We start from the raw sequence: 18,731 nt of genomic DNA, 5'->3' as shown, positions 1-18,731 counted from the left end.
CCCTCCGAGGATGCCGCGCGCCGTGGCCCAGCCCAGACCCAGCGCGAGCACCGCGCCGATGCCCAGGGCCACCATCATGGTGGTGCGGTTGCCTGTGTAGGTGTCAGTGGTGTCCTCGGCGGCTGCGGCGGCGTGCTCCGCCTCCGCATCGATCATCTTCGCCAGTCCGCCGAGCATCCGCTGGATGATCGGGCCGGCCTCACCGTCGCGGACCGTGCTCCAGGTCTCGATGTCACCGGCCCGGCCGGCGGGCAGCAGCTTGGCGTCGCGCAGAGCGACATAGGCGTCCAGGTCCCGGCTGAAGTCCTGCAGAACGGCGCGCTGAGCGCCCGTGAACGGGTGCGTGCCGTAGTCGGCCAGGACCTCGCGCAGCTGGGCCTCGGTCTCCTCGATCGAGTTCTCGTACTTCTGCTTGGCCGCAGCGTCCGGTGAGACGGCGTGGTTGACCGCGTCCAGGCGCATCTGCATGGTCAGCCGCCGCAGGTTGGCCGCGTCCTTCAGGCCGTCGAAGTTGTAGGTGTACATGGCCCGGGCGTTGTCGTGGGAGACGCTCAGGGCGTTGATCCCCAGCGCTCCGACCGCCACTCCGACCAGCACTGCGACCACGACGGACGTGAGGATCTTCGTGCCGACTCCGCGGTCGCGGACGGCGGACGTGAACGTGCGGGGGGTTCGGCCTGCGGGGAGAGGCGTACTCATGGCGGATCTCATCTCATCTTCATCTGCGGTTCCGCCGGATCCATCGGCGTGGAGATGAGACCGCTGAGGGGACGAAAGTCCCCTCCCGACGTGGCGTACGCCCCTCTTTCACGGGCCCCGCGCTCAGCCCTCCAGCTTGTACTCCTGCAGGGATCCGGCGAGCTGGACCGCGAGCTCCTCGGCGTCGAGGCGCCTCTCGATCTGCTTCAGATCGGCGATCTTGGCGGCGGTCTCCGCGCGGCGGGGGGCCAGCAGGGTGCAGCAGTCCTCGTCGGGGAGCTCGGAGATCGCCAGCGTGCCGATCCGCCGGGCGGTGGCCATGATCTCGGTCTTGTCGAGGCCGATGAGCGGGCGCAGGATCGGCAGGTCGACCGCGTCGTCCTGGGCGGTGATGTTCTGCAGGGTCTGGGAGGAGACCTGGCCCAGGGAGTCGCCGGTCACCAGCGCCCCGGCCTTCAGGCGGTGCGCGACCTCCTCGGCGGTCTTCAGCATCAGGCGGCGCTGCGCGATGACCGCCAGGCGGTCCTGGCCGGAGGCCTTGATCGACTGCTGCGCCTTGCCGAACGGGACGACCCACAGGCGGGACCCGCCCTGGAACCTGTCCAGGGCCCGCACCAGCGCGTACGCCTTGTAGATGGACTCCGAGGTGGTGAACGGGATCCCGGAGAAGTGCAGGAAGTCCACGCGCAGGCCGCGGCGCATCATCCGGTAGGCGGCCACCGGCGAGTCGATGCCGCCGGACATCAGGACCAGGCCCCGGCCGCTGGTGCCGACCGGCAGGCCGCCCTGGCCGGGCAGGCCGCCGGTGTAGACGAAGACCTCGTCGCGGTCCACCTCGATGGAGACCACCAGCTCGGGGTTCTTCAGGTCGACCGGCAGGCCGTAGATGTCGTTGAGCTCGCCGCCGACCGTGCGGTCGATCTGCATGGAGGTCAGCGGGAAGCGCTTGTCGCGGCGGCGCGAGCGCACGGCGAAGGAGACGCCGCGCCTGACGTCCTCGCGGTCGGCCAGCAGCTCGATGGCGGCCTTGGTGACCGCGCCCGGGTCCTTGGCCACCCGCCAGGCCCGGTGGACCCAGACCAGGCCGGGGACGTAGGTGATCCGCTCGGCGACCGCGTCGGCGACCTCGGCGTCGGTCCCCTCGGGCAGGAAGACCGCGATGACGCCGTGGCGCTGGCGCAGGTCGACCTTGAAGGGGAACTCCTTCAGCGCCGTCCGGATGTTGGCCTGCAGCCGCCGTTCGAAGACCTCACGGTTGTTTCCCTTGAGGACGACCTCGCCCAGCTTGAGCAGAACGCAGGGCTCGCCCAGGGCGGACATGGTCATGGTGGAACCTCCGGTGGAACAGCGGGGGACGGGGAACGTACCGCTGGAGTCAGTGTCTCGCGGAACCGCTATCTGGCAACGCCGCGTCCCGGTCACTTTAGTCCCGCCTAGGACTCGTCGAGTCCCTGCTCGATGGCGTACCGCACGAGCTCGACGCGGTTGTGGAGCTGGAGCTTGTTCAGCGTGTTCTGCACGTGGTTCTGGACGGTCCGGTGCGAGAGCACCAGCCGCTCGGCGATCTGCTTGTAGGACAGTCCCTTGGCGACCAGCCGGAGCACCTCGGTCTCCCGGTCGGTCAGGCGCGGGCCCTGCGCGGGGGCGGGCTGGGCGGCCAGCCGGCGGTACTCCCCCAGCACGAGGCCGGCCAGCCCGGGGGTGAACACCGCCTCGCCCCCGGCGGTGCGGCGCACGGCCTCCAGGAAATCCTCCTTGCTCGCGGACTTCAGCAGGTATCCGGCCGCACCGGCCTTGACCGCCTCCAGCACGTCGTCCTGCTCACCGCTGGCCGACAGCACCAGCACCCGGGGCGGCGGATCCGCCGCGGCCAGGCCCCTGGCCACCTCCACCCCGGACAGGTCGGGCAGCTGCAGGTCCAGTACGACGATCTCGGGTCGTACGGCCGCGGCCACGCGCAGCGCCTGGGCGCCCTCGCCGACCGCGGCCACCACCTCGTATCCGGCCTCGGCCAGGTCCCTGGCCACCCCGTCCCGCCACATCGGGTGGTCGTCCACCACCATCACGCGCACCCGACCAGCTTAGGACGAGACTCCCGGCCCCGGCGATCACCGGGGAGAGCGGTCCCTACCGCGGCTGCGGGACGGACATCTCGATCTCGGTGCCCCGGCCGGGGGCGGAGACGACCGTGACCGCCCCGCCCAGGTCCTCCACCCGTCCGCGGATCGACTGGGCCATGCCCAGCCGGCCGGTGGCGGCGGCCTGCTCCAGGCGGCCCTCGGGGATGCCCGGCCCCTCGTCGCGGACGGTCACGGTGACCGTCCCGTCGTCGCTCTCGGCGAACACCCACGCCGGGGCCCGCTCCCCGCAGTGCCGGGCCACGTTGTCCAGCGCGGCCCCGACGGCCGCGGACAGCTCGCCGGCCACGGCGGCCGGCAGGGTCAGCGGGGTGCCCGGGACCGAGACGGTGACCGAGCCCGAGCCGTACCGCTGCAGCAGGACGCGCAGGTCCACCGAGCCCTCGGGGGGCGTGCCGGGCCGGAGGCTGACCAGCTCGCGCAGCGCGGCCTCCTGCTCGCCGGCGAGGCGGCCCAGCTCGGCGGCCTCGCCGCCGACCTCCTGCCCGCGCCGCTGCACCAGGGCCAGCACCTGCAGCACCGAGTCGTGGATGCCCCGCGCGAGCCGTTCGCGCTCGCGGCCGGCGGCCTCCAGCTCGATCGCCTCCTGCATGCGCGCCTCGGCCTTCCTGGCCAGCCGGGCGACGTGCCCGACCAGCACGCCGGCCAGGAACAGCAGCACGGTCCCGTTGATCGGCAGCTTCTCGAACTCCATGCCGCCCGCCCCGCGCATCCACAGGTCGGCCAGCGACACGATGGCGGCCGCCACCGCTCCCACCCGGCGCCCGCCGTACACCCCCCAGGCCAGCACCGCGCCGCCCATCCAGGTGGCGGTGATCGGCAGGCTGTCCTCCCGGTAGCCCCCCTGCACCGCGGGGGTGGCCAGCAGGCATCCGACGGTGACGAGCATGTCGGCGGCCAGCAGCGGCCGGCCCCTGAACTCCTCGACGGAGTAGGCGAAGACGGTGGCGACGGTCCACAGGGCCATGACGCCGAGCACCAGCCAGCCGATCGCCGGGTGGGCGTATCCCCCGGCGCGCAGGAACACGACCAGCGCGTAGACGAGGGAGGCGGCGCGGAAGACCGCGACGGTCCGCCAGAACGATCCCTCCACTGCCGTCATCACTCGACCCTATCGGCCATGTCACCGGCCGCACGCTGCGACGACGCGGCCGGGCGGACAGCCGGGAGGGGTCCGTCCCGTGTTCCGGCGCGGGATCGTACGGCTTGCGCCTCCGTGGGCCGCCTTATCGAGGCGCAAGCCGTACTTGGAGGGGGTGCCGGGCGGTGAACCGCCTTGCGCACGCGAGGTTAGGACGGACCGCTTGCAAACGGCTTGCACGCCGGACGGCGCCGGGCCGGGCCGCCGGAGGGCGGTCCCGGCCCGGAGCCGTGCGGGCGGCTGTCAGCCGTCAGCCGAAGAAGACCTCCGCCTCCGCGTAGCGGTCGACCGGCACGGTCTTCAGTTCACTGGTCGCCTCGTCCAGGCCGACCGGGACGATCTCGGTGCCCCGCAGGGCAACCATCGTGCCGAACTCGCCCTCGTGCACCGCGTCGATGGCCCGCAGGCCGAAGCGGGTGGCGAGCACCCGATCGAAGGCGGTGGGCGTGCCGCCGCGCTGGATGTGGCCGAGCACGGTGGTGCGGGCCTCCTTGCCGGTCCGCTTCTCGATCTCCTTGGCGAGCGTCTCGCCGATGCCGCCCAGCCGGACGTGGCCGAAGGCGTCGAGCTCGCCGTCCTGCAGGGCCATCTGGCCCTCCATCGGGTGGGCGCCCTCGGCGACCACGATGATCGGCGCGTAGCGGGTCTTGAAGCGCGACTCGACGTAGGCGCAGACCCGGTCGATGTCGAAGGGCTTCTCCGGGATGAGGATGACGTTGGCGCCCGCCGCCATGCCGGCGTGCAGCGCGATCCAGCCCGCGTGACGGCCCATGACCTCGCAGATCAGCGCGCGGTGGTGGGACTCGGCGGTGGTGTGCAGCCGGTCGATCGCCTCCATGGCGATGTTGACGGCCGTGTCGAAGCCGAAGGTGTAGTCGGTGGCGTTGAGGTCGTTGTCGATCGTCTTGGGCACCCCGACGACCTTCACGTCCTTGTCGAAGAGCTGCTTGGCGACACCGAGGGTGTCCTCGCCGCCGATCGCGATGAGGGCGTCGACCCCCATGGAGGCGAGGTTGTCCTTGATCTTCTCGACGCCGCCCTCGATCTTGATCGGGTTGGTCCGCGACGAGCCCAGGATCGTGCCACCGCGCGGCAGGATGCCCCTGACCGCCTGGATGTCCAGCGGCATGGTCTCGCCCTCGAGCGGACCGCGCCAGCCGTCGCGGAATCCGACGAACTCGTGTCCGTAGACGCCCACACCCTTGCGCACGACGGCGCGGATAACGGCGTTCAGGCCGGGGCAGTCGCCGCCCCCGGTCAACACTCCAATACGCATGGCATCCTCCGGTGGTGGTTCCGAGGCAAGACGGCCAGACTAAGTGGGGTGAAGCGGCCGGCGGGGGATTTCGCCGCCGACGTTCCGCATTCTGCCTTCCCCGTATGCCAATGGTCTAGACCAAATGAAGAGGAGTGCTCGTATGCCGGTTCTCGCGATCGACGCCGGTACCACCGGAGTCACCGCGCTCATCGTGAACGAGGACGGACGGATCGACGGGCGCGGATACCGGGAGTTCGCTCAGCACTTCCCCGAGCCCGGCTGGGTGGAGCACGTCCCCGAGGAGATCTGGCAGGCGACGCTGGCCGCCTGCCGGATCGCACTGGACCGGTCGGGCACCGCCCCGTCCTGCGTCGGCATCACCAACCAGCGCGAGACCGCCGTGGTCTGGGACACCCGCACCCTCGCCGCGCCCCGGCCCGCGATCGTCTGGCAGGACCGCCGCACCGCCGGCCTCTGCGCGCGCCTGCGCGAGGCGGGCCACGAGCCGCGGGTCGCCGAGCTGACCGGCCTGCGGCTGGACCCCTACTTCACCGGCAGCAAGTTCGCCTGGATGGCCGAGCACGACCCCCGCTCCTGGGAGGAGGTGACCGGGGGCCGGGCGGTCGTGGGCACCGTGGACTCCTATCTGGTGGCCCGGATGACCGGGGGCGCCCGGCACGTCACCGACCCCTCCAACGCCTCCCGCACGCTCCTGTACGACCTGGAGGCGGGCGGCTGGTCGCCGGAGCTGTGCGAGCTGTTCGGCGTCCCGGAGAGCGCGCTGCCGGAGATCGTGCCGAACCACGGGGAGATCGGCCGGACCGATCCCGAGTCCTTCCTCGGCCTGGACCTGCCGATCAGCGGCATGGCCGGGGACCAGCAGGCCGCGCTCTTCGGGCAGACCTGTTTCACCCCGGGTGATGTGAAATGCACCTACGGGACAGGATCCTTCATCCTGATCAACACCGGCAACGAGATCGTCAGGTCGCAGGCGGGGCTGCTGACCACGGTGGCCTGGCAGACCCCCTCAGGAGAGATCACCTACGCCCTGGAGGGCTCGATCTTCGTCACCGGGGCCGCCGTGCAGTGGCTGCGCGACGGGCTCGGCCTGATCGCCACCGCGCCCGAGTCCGAGGCGCTGGCGCGAACGGTCCCCGACAGCGGCGGCGTGGTGTTCGTCCCCGCCCTGACCGGTCTCGGCGCGCCGCACTGGGACCCCGACGCCCGGGGCAGCGTCTTCGGCATCACCCGGGGAACCACCCGGGGCCATCTGGCCCGGGCGACCCTGGAGGCGATCGCGTTCGAGGTGCGGGACGTCGTGGAGGTCATGACGGGCGCCGCGGGCCTGAAGATGCCCGCGCTGAAGGCCGACGGCGGAGCGAGCGGCAACGACCTGCTCATGCAGTTCCAGGCCGACCAGCTCGGCACCCCGGTGGAGCGCCCGGCGATCCAGGAGACCACCGCGCTGGGGGCGGCCTTCCTGGCCGGGCTCGGCTCCGGGGTGTGGTCCTCCGCCGGCGAGCTGCGCGCCACCTGGGACCTGCAGCGGCGCTTCGAGCCCGGCCGGCGCGACGACGCCGCCTACGCCCGCTGGCTCAAGGCCGTCGACCGGGCCCGCTCCTGGGCCTGAGCCCCCGGCCGCACCGGGTCCCGCCCCGTGGGTGGGCGGGGCCCGTAGGGCGGGAGCCCGCCCCTGTGCGGGGCCCGTACGGCGGGCGGGGGCCCGCTCCGGCGCCGGACCCGGTACGGCGGGCGGGGCTCAGCGCAGCGGCAGCACGCACGAGGGCGTGCCGACGGAGAGCTTGCCGGCCGGAGCCTGCGGGATCCCGTCCTCCAGCGGCAGGACGGCGACGTCCGCGGAGTTCTGGTTGGCGACGTGCACACGCCCGCCGGTGATCGCGAAGTGGCGCGGCCAGGCGCCGCCGCAGGAGACCTCGGCGAGCCTGTCCAGGCCGGGCGCCGAGAACACCGCGATGGTGTCGGGCCCCCGGTTGGCGACGTAGACGCGGCCGTCGTGCGCCTCCAGGTGCGAGGGGTGGTTCTCGCCCTGCTCACCGCTGGCGGCGGCGACCGCGACCTCGCGCCAGTCCGCGTCGTAGGCGCGGACCGTGCCGTCCAGCTCCCCGGCCACGTACCAGTGCCCGCCGTGCCACGCCATGTGCCGGGGCCCCATGCCGGCGGCCAGCCGTACCGGGCCGTCGGGATGCTCGACCACCCGGTCCCCCTCGGCTGCGAAGCGGCGGACCTCGTCGGCTCCCAGGTCGGTGACGTACAGCACGCCGTCCTCGCCGAAGGTCGCCTGGTGGGCGTGGGCGCCCTCGCGGCCGGGGAAGGACTGGACGGTGGTGAGCAGCCCGGCCTCGCCGATGCCGTGCACGCTCACCGTGCCGTCACCGTAGTTGGCCACGGCCAGCAGCGTCCCGGCCGGGTTCACCGCCAGGTGGCACGGGGAGGAGCCCTCACTGGAACGCCGGGCGAGCAACTCCAGGCCCTCGTCCGCTCCCCGGGCGAAGACGCTCACCGTGCCCTGCTCGCTCTCCCCCACCGCGTACAGCACCGGCAGGCGGGGGTGGGCGGCCAGGAAGGACGGGCCCGGGGCCGCCGTCTCGGCGAGCGTCTTGCCGCCCTCCAGGTCGACAAGGGAGATGCCGGGGCCGGAGCCACCGGTGTCCGGGGTGTATCCACCGATATACGCAGTCTCAAGCATCATGCTCCCATCGCCACAGTTATCGGATTTATCAGCCAGTCTGCGAAGGTAGCGCAGCCCTCCCCCGCCGGGACCTCTCTACCACCGGGTAATGTGCCCACCCGTCGTCGTTAATTCTTGACTGAGTCAAAGGAATAATTGATAGTGTCAAGCATGGACGACCACGTGGCGGAGGTCCGCGCCTTCAATCGCTTCTACACCGAGGTCATCGGCGTGCTCGACCAGGGGATGCTCGGCACCCCCTACTCCCTGACCGAGGCCAGGGTGCTGTTCGAGCTGGACCGGCACGACCGCATGGAGGCCGGTGAGCTGCGGCGGCTGCTCGGGCTCGACGCCGGATACCTCAGCCGGATCCTCAGCCGTTTCACCGCCGACGGGCTGGTGGCCCGCGAGCGGTCGGCGGCCGACGCGCGACGGCAGGTGATCGTGCTCACCGAGACGGGCCGGGCCACTTTCAAGGCCCTCGACGAGCGCTCGGCGCAGGACGTGCACGACCTGCTCCACGGGATCGCCGGGGAGGACCGGCGGCGGCTGGTCGCGAGCATGGCGACGATCAAGGAGATCCTCGGCCGGGCCCCGCGGCGGGAGCCGTACGTCATCAGGCCGCCGCGGCCCGGCGACCTGGGCTGGGTGGTGCACCGCCACGGCGTCCTCTACAGCGCCGAGTACGGCTGGGGCCGGGACTTCGAGGCCCTGGTGGCCAGGATCGTCGCCGACTACGCCGACGAGCACGACCCCCGGCGGGAGGCCGGGTGGATCGCGGAGGTGGACGGCGAGCGGGCCGGATGCGTCTTCTGCGTGCGCAAGGACGACGAGACGGCCCAGCTCCGTCTGCTCCTGGTCGAGCCGTCGGCCCGGGGCATGGGCATCGGCGCGCGCCTGGTGGACGAGTGCCTGCGCTTCGCCCGGGAGGCCGGCTACCGGCGGATCATGTTCTGGACCAGGGACGTCCTGGTCAGCGCCCGGCGGATCTACCAGGCGGCGGGCTTCGAGCTGCTCCGGGAGGAGCCGGGCGAGGGCTTCAGCGAGCAGATCTGGGCCCGCGAACTGTGAGCGGCGCGCCCCGGGACGGGAGTCCTCCCGGCCCCGCCGGGGCGCCGCCGTACGCCTGACCGGCGCCGCGGGTCAGCGCTGGGCCTGCATCGTCCAGTGGTGCTTCTCGACGTCCTGGGTGACGGCGATGAGGATGTCCTGCGAGGCGGGGTCGGCCTCGCCGGCGGCCTCGACGCGCTCGCGCATCCTGCGGCCGATCGACTCCAGCATGTCCGTCAGCGCGGCGACGGCCTTGGTCGTGTCCAGATAGCCGGACTCGGCCCGGGGAACCTCGCCGGAGGCCGCGATGACCGGGCCGAGCCGGCGGACCCTCCCGCCGGCTCGGCCGGCCGGCGTCAGCGCAGGCCCGCCAGGAGGGCCGCGGTCCTGGCGTAGGTGACCGGGCCGGCGCTCCAGTCGGCGTCGACGGGGGTGATGCTGACCTTGCCCGCGGCCAGCGCGGACAGGTCGCTGCCCGCCTCGCCGGTCGCGTCCGCACGGAAGGAGGCCTTCATGGTGAAGGTGTCCGGACCGGCCGGTCGGTAGCCGTGGGTGAACAGCTCCTCGCGGGTCTGGCGGGTGAGCGCGACGCCGGTCGGCGGGGCCAGACCGGGACGGGTCGGGTAGTTGACGTTGAGCCCGGCGTGCTCGGGCAGCAGGCGCCCGCCCCGGGCCCTGTCGCGGAGCCGCTCCACGAGCTTGACGGTGAAGTCGGCGGTGGCGGGCATGTTGGCGATCGTGTTCTGCGTGTTCGCGGAGTCGAACTCGGTGCTCACCGCGATGGCGGGCACGCCCAGGTCGATCGCGGTGATCGCCGCGCCGACCGTGCCCGAGTTGTTGACGATCGCGCCGATGTTCTGGCCGAAGTTGGTGCCGGAGACCACCAGGTCGACCTTGCGCCCGGCGAAGACGTGGCCCAGGCCGAACAGGACCGAGTCGCCCGGGGTTCCGGTGACGGCCCAGACCTTGTCGGCGACCTTCCTGGCGGTGACCTGGAGGCCGTCCTCCACGGTGCGCTTGACGCTCGCCCCGCTCTGGTTGACGGCCGGGGCGACGATCGTGACGTCGTGCCCGGCGGCGGTGAGCCTGTCGAAGACGGCCTTGATCCCGGGGGCGTCGTAGCCGTCGTCGTTGCTCAGCAGGATGGTCAGCGGCTGCCGCGCTCCGGTCTTCTGTGGGGGTGCGGCCGTGGCCCCGGCCGCGGTCGCGGGCAGGACGGGCGCGAGGAAGGACGCGGCCGCGAGGACGGCGGCCAGCCGTCGGTTCAGGTTCATGGGGGGCTCCTGAGGTCTCCGCGGCGAGGGTTCGCCGCGGAGTGAGCATGGACCATGATGCCGAGTAAGCGGTAGGTGACTTTATTTATTCGTTATATAGCGTCGATGGCGGTGTACGGTCACGCCCCCTCGCGCAACAGCTTGGCGAAGGCCTCCACCAGCGCCGGAAGGCCGACCGCCTGCGGGTCCAGCAGCCACTGCAGCTGCACCCCGTCCTGGACGGCGAGCAGGAGGGCCGCGCCCTCGGCGGGCGTCAGGCCGCCCGGCAGGGTCTCGCCCAGCTCGGCCCGGAGCGCCGCCGCGGCCAGCTCGCGCATCCTGGCGTAGCGCTCCACGAAGTAGTCGCGGGCCGGATGGCCCTCGGTGACGCTCTCGGCCGCCAGCACGGTGAACGCCTGCAGCACGCCGGGGCGGGTGACGTTGTACTCGGCCAGCTGGACGATGTGCTCCAGCCTGGGCGAGGCCCCGCCCTCGGCGAGCATGCGCAGCGAGTCGACGCGCTCGCGCAGGTCGAGCATCTCGACGAGCAGGCGCTCCTTGTTCGGGAAGTAGTGCAGCAGCCCCTGCTGGGACAGGCCCGCCCGCTCGGCCACGGCCGCCAGCGGCGCGCCGCGGAAACCGCGCTCGGCGAAGACCTCCAGGGCCGCCAGCAGGATGCCGGCCCGGCGGCCCGACGCCCGCTCCTCCACGGCGCCGCGGCCGGGTCCCGCCGGCTCCCGCGCGACGGCGCCGGGACCGGTCCCGGCATCGGATTCCGAAGCGGGCACGGGACCGGGGCCCGTCCCGGAGACACCCGCGGGGCCGGTCCCGGGGGCGGGCGCGACGGCGGGTGCGGGACCGGGGGACTCCGTGTCGAGACCGCGGCCGTCCGGCGTGATCGACCGGATCAGCCGTTCGGCGTACTGCCGGAACTGCCCGGCCATGTCCACGGAGTCGGGCCGCAGGCACCACTGGATCTGCAGGCCGTCCATGACGGCGGCGACCTCCCTGGCGATCGCGCCGTGGTCGACGTCGCCGCGCAGCTCCCCGCTCTGCGACCCCTCGCGCAGGGAGTCCTCGATCAGGCCGAGCACCATGGCGTAGCGGCCGGTGAAGTAGGCGTGGGCCGGATGGCCGGGATCGGCCGCCTCGCCGGCGAGCGTGGTGAACATCCGCACCAGGCCGGGCTGGGAGGCGTTGAACTCCGCCAGGCGAACCAGCGTGCGCAGCGCCTCGGCCGCCGATCGCGGTCTGCGGGCGAACTCCCGCGCGGAGGCGAGCTCGTCGCGGTGCTCCAGGGCCGCGAGCATCAGCTGCTCCTTGGTCCGGAAGTGGTGCAGCACCCCCGGCTGGGTGATGCCGACCTCCTCGGCGATGCGGGCCAGCGAGGTGGCGTGGTAGCCGCGGTCGGCGAAGTGCTTGACCGCGACCTCGATGATGCGCCGCCTGCGCGCGTCGCCGACTCCGTACCCTCCGCGCGCGCCACGGCCGGAACGGGCGGACGCGGACGGCGGCGGGGGGGTGCGAGGGCTCACCCGGACAGCCTATGACCCCTCCGGCAGGCGGACCGCACCGCAGGAGGGGCGGCGCGAGCTGGGGATGGACGACCATCGCGACCGCCGGTGTGACCTGAATCACTCCTCCGAAAACTTACTAAGCAATAAGTTTTTACGTACCGTTGACGCACTCGTCGCCCCGGCGAGCTCTCCCCCACCGGCTTCTTGCGAGGAGGACCCATGACCCAGGTTCATGGGGACACCGGCGCGGGCGTGCGCGCCCCCGGTGACGGCACCGCGGGCTGGGCGATCGCCCATCTCGGCGTCAACGCCACCCTGGCGGCGCCGACCTCGATCATCCCCGACCACGTCCCCGACCGTCAGCGGACCCGGGTCTCCGGCCTGGTCGGCATGATGACCTCGGTCGCCATGGTCGCCATGGCCGTCGACCTCGCGCTCGCCGTACAGCTCGTGCGCTCGGTGCGCTGATCACTGACTGTCCCGGAAAAGCCCACTGTCTCGGAAAAATTAGAGGGGACCTTCGAAGATGCCGCCCTATCAGGACCCGGCGCTGCCGGTCGAGGAGCGGGTCGCCGACCTCCTGGAGCGGATGACGCTCCAGGAGAAGGCCGGCCTGATGTTCCACACCATGCTGGCCATGAACGCCGACGGCACCCCGGTCGAGGACCCGGCCGTCCAGCCCGGCGGCGCGACCACCACCGAGATGGTGCGGGACAGGCTGATGAGCCACTTCAACCTGCTGGGCGGCGCGGGCCCCCGGCAGATGGCGATGTGGCACAACCACCTGCAGGAGATGGCGGCCGGGACCCGGCTCGGCATCCCGGTCACCGTCTCCACCGACCCCCGGCACGCCTTCACCGACAACCCCGGTACGGCGATGCTCGCCGGGGCGTTCTCCCGGTGGCCGGAGACCACGGGCCTGGCCGCGGTCGGCGACGTCGAGCTGGTGCGCCGCCACGCCGACGTGGTGCGCCGGGAGTACCTGGCCGTGGGCATCCGGGTCGCGCTGCACCCGCAGATCGACCTGGCCACCGAGCCCCGGTGGTCGCGCATCGGCGGCACCTTCGGCGCCGACGCCGAGCTGACCTCGCGCCTGGTGACGGCCTACCTGGAGGGGATGCGCGGGCCGGGGTCCGGCGCGGAGAGCGTGGCCTGCATGGTCAAGCACTTCCCCGGCGGCGGCCCGCAGAAGGACGGCGAGGACCCGCACTTCGCCTACGGCAAGGAGCAGATCTATCCGGGCGGCAACTTCGACTATCACCTGGCGCCGTTCCGGGCCGCCGTCGCCGCCGGGGCCACGCAGATCATGCCGTACTACGGCGTGCCGGTCGGCACCCCCTACGAGGAGGTGGGCTTCGGCTTCAACAAGCAGGTCGTCACCGGCCTGCTCCGCGGGGAGCTCGGCTTCGACGGCATCGTCTGCACCGACTGGCAACTGCTCAACGACACCCGCATCGGCCCGCACCGCATGGAGGCCAAGGCCTGGGGCGTGGAGCACCTCACCCCGGCCGAGCGCGCGCTCAAGGCGATCGATGCGGGGGCGGACCAGTTCGGCGGCGAGGCCTGCCCGGAGCTGATCGTCGAGCTGGTGCGCGGCGGGCCGGTGAGCGAGGAGCGGATCGACGCCTCGGTCCGGCGGCTGCTGCGCGAGAAGTTCCGGCTCGGCCTGTTCGAGCACCGCTTCGTCGACCCGGACCTGGCCGAGGAGATCGTGGGCAGCGCGGAGTTCCTGGCCCTGGGCGAGAGCGCGCAGCGCCGCTCCCTGACGGTGCTGACCGGCGAGGGCGTACTGCCGCTGCGGGGCCGCCCGCGCCTGTACGCCGAGGGCGTCGATGCGGCGGTCGCCGCCGAGTACGCCGAACCGGTGGCCGACCCGGCCGAGGCGGACGTGGCGCTGCTGCGCCTGCCCACCCCGTACGAGCCGCGCACCGGCGGCTTCTTCGAGACGTTCTTCCGGGCCGGGTCGCTGGCCTTCGACGACGAGCGGCTCAAGGAGATCCTCGCCGTGCTGGAGGCGGTGCCCACGGTGGTGGCCGTCCGCCTGGAGCGGCCCGCGGTCATCCCGGAGATCGCCGAGCGCGCCGCCGCTCTCGTGGGCGAGTACGGCGCGGACGACCGGGCCGTGCTCGACGTCGTCTTCGGCCGGGCCGCGCCCGCCGGGCGGCTCCCGTTCGAGCTGCCCCGCTCGATGGAGGCGGTCCGGAGCAGCCGCTCCGACGTGCCGGGCGACACCGCGGACCCGCTGTTCCCCATCGGCCACGGACTGGACATCGCGACCTGAGCTTCCCCGCGGATCAGCCGGACAGGCCGGCCCGCTCGTGCAGGCGGCGCAGGAGGGGCGGGGCCCACCAGTTGGCGGGTCCCGCCAGCCGCATGAAGGCGGGGACCAGGATCGCCCGGATCACCGTGGCGTCCACCAGGATGGCCACCGCCATGCCGACGCCGAGCATCTGCACGAACACCACCTCGGCGGTGGCGTAGACGGCGAAGGACAGGCCCAGGACGGCCCCTGCCGCGGTGACGACCGGGGCGCCGCGCCGCAGTCCCGCCGCCACGGCGGCGACGGTGTCCCCGGTCCGGTCGTGCTCCTCCTTGATCCGGGAGAGCACGAACACCTCGTAGTCCATCGACAGTCCGTAGGCCACGCAGAACATCAGGACGGGGATGCTCGGATCGAGGCTGCCGGTGGGGGTGAACCCGAGCAGGCCCGACAGGTTGCCGTCCTGGTAGACCCGGACGAGGGTGCCGAACATCACCGCGAGGCTGAGCAGGTTGAGCACCGTCGCCTTGAGCGGGATCAGCACGCTGCCGGTCATCAGGAACAGGATCACGGACGTCACCGCGAACATGAGGCCGAGCAGCAGCGGCAGCCGGTCCACCACCGAGGCCCGGTAGTCCGCCAGCTCGGCCGGGTAACCGCCGACCAGGACCGCGAAGGGCGCTCGGAGCGCCCGCACCTGCTCCACCAGGCGGACCGGGTCGGCCGCCATCAGCTCGGCCGTGGGGACCACCGACAGCCACGTCCCCTCCGAGCCGGTGAAGCGCGCCGGCTCGCCCTCCCCCGCCCGCGTTCCCCGGGAGAACGAGCCCGCCGCCGAGTCGACCTGCGCCACGCCGGGCAGCCGGGACAGCGCCGCGGCGTACTCCGCCGTCTCCGCCCCGGTGGCCCGGCCGGCCGAGACGACCTGGAGCGCGTCGGTCTCCTCGGCCGGGAACTCCTGGCGGATCACTTCCTGGGTCTGCCGGGCGGGCGCGGAGGCGGGCAGGATCCGGTCGTCGGCCACGCCGAACCGCAGGCCCAGGAAGGGCGAGCCGAGCAGGAGGAGGACGAGCGCGGCGGCGCCGCCGTACAGGACGGGCCGGCTCATGACCCGTACGGCCAGCCGGTGCCAGAACCCGCCGGGGCCGGTGTCCCCCGGATGTCCCGCCGGATGTCCCGGACGCCGCGCCCGGCCGGGCCGGGGCAGCACCCGGTGCCCCACCGTCGCGAGGATCGCGGGGAGCACGACGACCGCGCCCGCCACTCCGCCGGCGACCACCGCGATCCCGGCGTAGGCGAAGGAGCGCAGGAAGTCGAACGGCAGCGCCAGCAGCACCGCCATCGACGCCGCGACGGTCACCCCGCTGAAGACGACCGTGCGGCCGGCCCGCTCGACGCTCAGCGCCACCGCCTCGTGGAGGTCGTGACCGGCCCGGACCTCCTCCCGGAAGCGGGAGATCACGAACAGCGCGTAGTCGACGCCCAGGCCCAGCCCCATGGCCAGAGTGAGGTTCAGCGCGAAGGTGGAGACCTCGGCGAACGCCAGCACCCCGCGCAGCAGGGCCAGCGCCGTCACCATGGCGAACACCCCGGCCGCGAGCGGCAGGAGGGCGGCGAGCGGACGGCGCAGCAGGAACAGGAGCAGCACGAAGGCCAGCGGGAAGATGACCAGTTCGGCACGGACGAAGTCCTGCCTGGCCAGCGGGACCGTCTGGCGGAACACCTCCTCGCCGCCGCCCGCCCGCACCTCGATGACGCCGTCGCCGGCACTGTCACCGGCACCGGCGCCGCCTCCCCCGGTTCCCCGGGTGACCTCGGAGAGCAGGGCGGGGAGGATCCGCGAGCGGACGGTGCCGGCGTCTCCGGGGATGCGCGCCACGACCAGGGCGTGCCGGCCGTCCCGGCTGCGCAGGGTCGCGGGGTTGCCGCGCGTCCAGTAGGAGGCCGCCTCGGCGACCCCCCGCGACGCGGCCACCTTCCGGGTCAGCTCCCGGCCGGCGGCGGTGACGGCCGGGGCGTCCACGTCGCCGCTCCTGGCGGTGACGAGCAGGACCAGGTCCACGCTGCCGGTCCCGAACCGCCGGGCCAGCTCGCCGGCCGCCCGGTCGGACTCCGAGCCGGGCGCCTCGAAGCGCGCCAGGGAGAAACCCGCCACCGCCTGGGCCGCGAGCAGGCCCATGGCCAGCGTCGCCAGCAGCGACAGGACCAGCACCGCGCGGCGCCGCCTGACCAGCGTGTGTCCCAGGCGGCGCAGGAGCACGGGGGCGGGCGGCGCCTCCCGCATGAGCTCGTCGACCCTCATGATCACCCCGAAACTCGGTAAACTACTCGTGTTTTACGATTCGGGATAGGAATACAAGTAAATGCTCGCATTTGTCAACGAGGGATGGCGCGCCCGTGGAGTCCGGCATGTCCGGTGAGCCCCGCACGGTCAGGCGGCAGGCGCGCGGCCTCAAGCGCATGGAGGAGATCCTCGACGCCGCCGAAGCGGTGATCGCCGAGATCGGCTACGCGGAGATGACCACCAACGCGGTCGCCGCGCGGGCGGGGATGTCCCCGGGCTCGCTGTACCAGTTCTTCCGCAACAAGGACGAGATCCTCGACGGCCTGCTCTCCCGCTTCACCGACGGCAGGCGCGCGCACTGGCAGGCGCGGCTGACCGGGGACGTCGCCCGGATGCCGCTGCCCGAACTGGTCGGCCTGCTCGTCGACGAGATCGTCGCCTACAAGGCCGCCCGGCCCGCCTACTGGGCGCTGCTGCACGGCTCGGCCACCGGGGACCGGCTGGCGGCGGCCTCGGAGCGGCTGCACCTGGCGGTCTCCGAACAGCTGGCCGGACTCCTCGCGCTCCGCGCCCCGCACCTGGAGGCGGAGCGCGGGCTGCTGCTGGCCACGATGGCGGTGGCGACCGTCAAGGCGGTGATGCCCCTGATCGCGGGGGCGCCCCCGGAGCGGGCCGCCGAGCTGACCGGCGAACTCAAGGCCATGTTGCTGGCCTATCTCGCGCCCTCCCTGGATCCCGCCCCATAGGGCCGGGGTCCGGCGGGGACGGGGTGCTCAGCGGCGGAAGGGGCCGGTGACCTCGTAGGTGACGCCGTCGGTCCCGGCGGCGTCACCGCGGGCGCCGCGCTGGGAGGAGAAGTACAGGCGGGTGCCGTCCGGGGAGAAGGCGGGGCCGGTGACCTCGGAACCGGAGTGGCCCTCGATCCGCAGGAACGGCGCCACCTGCCGGTCGGGCGTGATCAGATTGATCTCCATGTTCCCGCCGTCCTCGGCGACGTAGAGGTCCCCGCCGAGGGTGCCGGTGATGTTGTCCACCCCGCTCAGCGGGGAGTCGGCGTCGTAGACGATCTCCAGGCGCTCGTTCTCGGCGTCGTAGGCCCACACCCGGTTGTCGCCCTTGGTGGTGAAGAAGCACACGCCGTCGGCGTAGTGGCAGCCCTCTCCCCCGGAGAAGTGCTTGGCCTGCGTCACCTGCCGCCGGGTCGGCGTCAGCGGCGCCGCCGGGTTGGGCACCCGGCGCCAGGTCACCGGGCCGGCGTCGGCGCTCGCGCAGAGCACCTCCAGCCGCCCGCTCGTCAGGTCGCCCCAGGTGTCGGGCAGGAACCGGTAGAAGCAGCCGTCGCTCTCGTCCTCGGTCAGATAGACGACCCGCCGGTCGGGGTCGCAGGCGGCGGCCTCGTGCTTGAAGCGTCCCATGGCCAGGCGCGGCATGGCGGCGCGCGCGCCGTACGGGTCGCACTCGAAGACCCGCCCGCGGAAGATCTCCTCGCACGACAGCCAGGTGTCCCACGGGGTGCGCCCGCCGGCGCAGTTGAGGTTGGTGCCCGACAGGATCCGGTAGGCCTGGCGGATCTCGCCGCCGGGACCGAACCTGATCGCCGAGGCGCCGCCGATGAGGGGGACCTCGGAGTTGGAGACGTAGATCCAGCCGTCGCCGTCGGCGAAGCACGCGCCGCCGTCGGGCGCGGGATGCCAGAGCAGCCCGCCGACCCTGCGGCCGGTGCGGGCCACGATCCTGCCGGTGAAGCCCTGCGGCAGCGCGATCCCGTTGGCGTCGGGGACGCCGGGCGGCCCGTAGGGACTCGCCGCCGTCAGGGCGGTGGCGCGGGCGGCTCCCTGCCAGAGCGATCCGGTGAACGCCGCTCCGGCGGCCAGCCCTCCGGCGCGTAACAACGTACGGCGAAGCATGACGCCTCCTCGTTGCCTTCACGGTAGGCGGAAAGTCGATCAAATTCACATGAACGGGACTGTCCTACCGACTCAAACTTTCCGGAAACCAATGGGCAAGCGGTTCCCGCGAATCAGTTCCGGAGACGGGCGAGGCGACCCGTTGACGCATACTACGTTCAGCGATACATGTCGTATATGGCACTACGCGAGCAGAGCTATCTGATCCTGCTGGCCCTGGCCGACGGCCCGCTGCACGGATACGGGGTCGTCAAGGCGGTGCGGGAGCTGTCGGAGGACCGTGTGCGCCTGGGTCCCGGCACCCTGTACGGCGCGCTCGACCGGCTGGCCCGTGACGGCCTGGTGGCCGTGGTCAAGGAGGAGGTCGTCGACGGCCGCCACCGCCGTTACTACGACCTGACCGGCCACGGCCGCACCCTGCTGACCGAGGAGACCGCCCGCCTGGCCCGCCTGGCCGCCGCGGCGCAGCACCGCCTGCGGCCGAACCCGGGCCTGCAGACATGACGATCCCGCGTCACCCGGAGACGACACGACT

General features: G+C 72.8%; 17 protein-coding genes. 6 read left to right on the top strand and 11 right to left on the bottom strand.

Annotated features, from left to right (window positions below; translation table 11 throughout):
• From Pta02_RS19820 to Pta02_RS19800, 5 genes are all read right to left on the bottom strand, one after another.
• The coding region (locus Pta02_RS19820; RefSeq protein ID WP_203876349.1) for an MCP four helix bundle domain-containing protein at positions 1-699 on the bottom strand (699 nt) is incomplete at its 3' end.
• A 123-nt stretch (positions 700-822) separates the two neighbouring features.
• Positions 823-2,025 carry a tRNA uracil 4-sulfurtransferase ThiI gene (gene thiI, locus Pta02_RS19815; protein WP_203876348.1) on the bottom strand — a complete coding sequence of 401 codons (1,203 nt, stop codon included), beginning with the start codon at positions 2,023-2,025 and terminating at the stop codon, positions 823-825.
• Positions 2,026-2,132: 107 nt separating this feature from the next.
• Entirely contained in the window at positions 2,133-2,762 is a 630-nt protein-coding gene (locus Pta02_RS19810) for a response regulator (RefSeq protein ID WP_203876368.1), read from the bottom strand.
• 64 nt (positions 2,763-2,826) lie between these two features.
• Complete coding sequence (gene macS / locus Pta02_RS19805; protein ID WP_203876347.1) at positions 2,827-3,939, bottom strand: MacS family sensor histidine kinase; 1,113 nt, start codon at positions 3,937-3,939, stop codon at positions 2,827-2,829.
• 289 nt (positions 3,940-4,228) lie between these two features.
• Positions 4,229-5,254 carry a 6-phosphofructokinase gene (locus Pta02_RS19800; protein WP_203876346.1) on the bottom strand — a complete coding sequence of 342 codons (1,026 nt, stop codon included), beginning with the start codon at positions 5,252-5,254 and terminating at the stop codon, positions 4,229-4,231.
• 142 nt (positions 5,255-5,396) lie between these two features.
• Between Pta02_RS19800 and glpK the strand changes: the two genes are divergently transcribed.
• Entirely contained in the window at positions 5,397-6,866 is a 1,470-nt protein-coding gene (gene glpK, locus Pta02_RS19795) for a glycerol kinase GlpK (protein ID WP_203876345.1), read from the top strand.
• A gap of 129 nt (positions 6,867-6,995) precedes the next feature.
• Here the strand turns inward: glpK and Pta02_RS19790 are convergent, their stop codons facing one another.
• Entirely contained in the window at positions 6,996-7,946 is a 951-nt protein-coding gene (locus Pta02_RS19790; RefSeq protein ID WP_203876344.1) for a lactonase family protein, read from the bottom strand.
• Positions 7,947-8,096: 150 nt separating this feature from the next.
• Between Pta02_RS19790 and Pta02_RS19785 the strand changes: the two genes are divergently transcribed.
• Complete coding sequence (locus Pta02_RS19785) at positions 8,097-8,996, top strand: bifunctional helix-turn-helix transcriptional regulator/GNAT family N-acetyltransferase (RefSeq protein WP_203876343.1); 900 nt, start codon at positions 8,097-8,099, stop codon at positions 8,994-8,996.
• 72 nt (positions 8,997-9,068) lie between these two features.
• On the opposite strand, the gene Pta02_RS42315 is transcribed toward Pta02_RS19785, so the two are convergent.
• The 3 genes from Pta02_RS42315 to Pta02_RS19770 all read right to left on the bottom strand — a co-directional run bounded on the left by Pta02_RS42315 (position 9,069) and on the right by Pta02_RS19770 (position 11,763).
• Positions 9,069-9,284 carry a ferritin-like domain-containing protein gene (locus tag Pta02_RS42315; RefSeq protein ID WP_373872402.1) on the bottom strand — a complete coding sequence of 72 codons (216 nt, stop codon included), beginning with the start codon at positions 9,282-9,284 and terminating at the stop codon, positions 9,069-9,071.
• A gap of 47 nt (positions 9,285-9,331) precedes the next feature.
• On the bottom strand, positions 9,332-10,249 hold the full coding sequence (gene surE, locus Pta02_RS19775; RefSeq protein ID WP_203876342.1) for a 5'/3'-nucleotidase SurE: 918 nt from the start codon (positions 10,247-10,249) through the stop codon (positions 9,332-9,334).
• Between the two features lie 119 nt (positions 10,250-10,368).
• Positions 10,369-11,763, bottom strand: a complete 1,395-nt coding sequence (locus Pta02_RS19770; RefSeq protein WP_203876341.1) for a TetR/AcrR family transcriptional regulator — start codon at positions 11,761-11,763, stop codon at positions 10,369-10,371.
• Between the two features lie 201 nt (positions 11,764-11,964).
• On the opposite strand from Pta02_RS19770, the gene Pta02_RS19765 reads away from it, so the two are divergent.
• Both Pta02_RS19765 and Pta02_RS19760 read left to right on the top strand, forming a co-directional pair.
• Positions 11,965-12,213, top strand: a complete 249-nt coding sequence (locus Pta02_RS19765) for a hypothetical protein (protein WP_203876340.1) — start codon at positions 11,965-11,967, stop codon at positions 12,211-12,213.
• A gap of 58 nt (positions 12,214-12,271) precedes the next feature.
• Entirely contained in the window at positions 12,272-14,026 is a 1,755-nt protein-coding gene (locus Pta02_RS19760; protein ID WP_203876339.1) for a glycoside hydrolase family 3 protein, read from the top strand.
• Between the two features lie 13 nt (positions 14,027-14,039).
• On the opposite strand, the gene Pta02_RS19755 is transcribed toward Pta02_RS19760, so the two are convergent.
• A complete protein-coding gene (locus Pta02_RS19755; protein WP_239130971.1) occupies positions 14,040-16,307 on the bottom strand; it encodes an MMPL family transporter in 2,268 nt (755 codons plus the stop codon).
• A 107-nt stretch (positions 16,308-16,414) separates the two neighbouring features.
• Between Pta02_RS19755 and Pta02_RS19750 the strand changes: the two genes are divergently transcribed.
• Entirely contained in the window at positions 16,415-17,035 is a 621-nt protein-coding gene (locus Pta02_RS19750; RefSeq protein ID WP_203876338.1) for a TetR/AcrR family transcriptional regulator, read from the top strand.
• A 27-nt stretch (positions 17,036-17,062) separates the two neighbouring features.
• Here Pta02_RS19750 and Pta02_RS19745 read toward each other — a convergent pair whose 3' ends face one another.
• A complete protein-coding gene (locus Pta02_RS19745; protein ID WP_203876337.1) occupies positions 17,063-18,196 on the bottom strand; it encodes an alkaline phosphatase PhoX in 1,134 nt (377 codons plus the stop codon).
• A gap of 177 nt (positions 18,197-18,373) precedes the next feature.
• Here Pta02_RS19745 and Pta02_RS19740 point away from each other — a divergent pair, with 177 nt between their 5' ends.
• Positions 18,374-18,700, top strand: a complete 327-nt coding sequence (locus Pta02_RS19740; protein WP_203876336.1) for a PadR family transcriptional regulator — start codon at positions 18,374-18,376, stop codon at positions 18,698-18,700.
• The last annotated feature ends 31 nt before the right edge of the window (positions 18,701-18,731 follow it).

Source organism: Paraplanobispora takensis (assembly GCF_016863195.1).
GTDB classification, from domain to species: domain Bacteria; phylum Actinomycetota; class Actinomycetes; order Streptosporangiales; family Streptosporangiaceae; genus Planobispora; species Planobispora takensis.
This window is presented reverse-complemented; position numbering and strand designations above follow the sequence as displayed.

Coding starts and splice junctions, on each gene's coding strand:
- thiI (WP_203876348.1), bottom strand. CDS start 2,025: ATGACCATGTCCGCCCTGGGCGAGCCCTGCGTTCTGCTCAAGCTGGGC.
- Pta02_RS19810 (WP_203876368.1), bottom strand. CDS start 2,762: ATGGTGGTGGACGACCACCCGATGTGGCGGGACGGGGTGGCCAGGGAC.
- macS (WP_203876347.1), bottom strand. CDS start 3,939: ATGACGGCAGTGGAGGGATCGTTCTGGCGGACCGTCGCGGTCTTCCGC.
- Pta02_RS19800 (WP_203876346.1), bottom strand. CDS start 5,254: ATGCGTATTGGAGTGTTGACCGGGGGCGGCGACTGCCCCGGCCTGAAC.
- glpK (WP_203876345.1), top strand. CDS start 5,397: ATGCCGGTTCTCGCGATCGACGCCGGTACCACCGGAGTCACCGCGCTC.
- Pta02_RS19790 (WP_203876344.1), bottom strand. CDS start 7,946: ATGATGCTTGAGACTGCGTATATCGGTGGATACACCCCGGACACCGGT.
- Pta02_RS19785 (WP_203876343.1), top strand. CDS start 8,097: ATGGACGACCACGTGGCGGAGGTCCGCGCCTTCAATCGCTTCTACACC.
- surE (WP_203876342.1), bottom strand. CDS start 10,249: ATGAACCTGAACCGACGGCTGGCCGCCGTCCTCGCGGCCGCGTCCTTC.
- Pta02_RS19765 (WP_203876340.1), top strand. CDS start 11,965: ATGACCCAGGTTCATGGGGACACCGGCGCGGGCGTGCGCGCCCCCGGT.
- Pta02_RS19760 (WP_203876339.1), top strand. CDS start 12,272: ATGCCGCCCTATCAGGACCCGGCGCTGCCGGTCGAGGAGCGGGTCGCC.
- Pta02_RS19755 (WP_239130971.1), bottom strand. CDS start 16,307: ATGAGGGTCGACGAGCTCATGCGGGAGGCGCCGCCCGCCCCCGTGCTC.
- Pta02_RS19750 (WP_203876338.1), top strand. CDS start 16,415: ATGTCCGGTGAGCCCCGCACGGTCAGGCGGCAGGCGCGCGGCCTCAAG.
- Pta02_RS19745 (WP_203876337.1), bottom strand. CDS start 18,196: ATGCTTCGCCGTACGTTGTTACGCGCCGGAGGGCTGGCCGCCGGAGCG.
- Pta02_RS19740 (WP_203876336.1), top strand. CDS start 18,374: ATGGCACTACGCGAGCAGAGCTATCTGATCCTGCTGGCCCTGGCCGAC.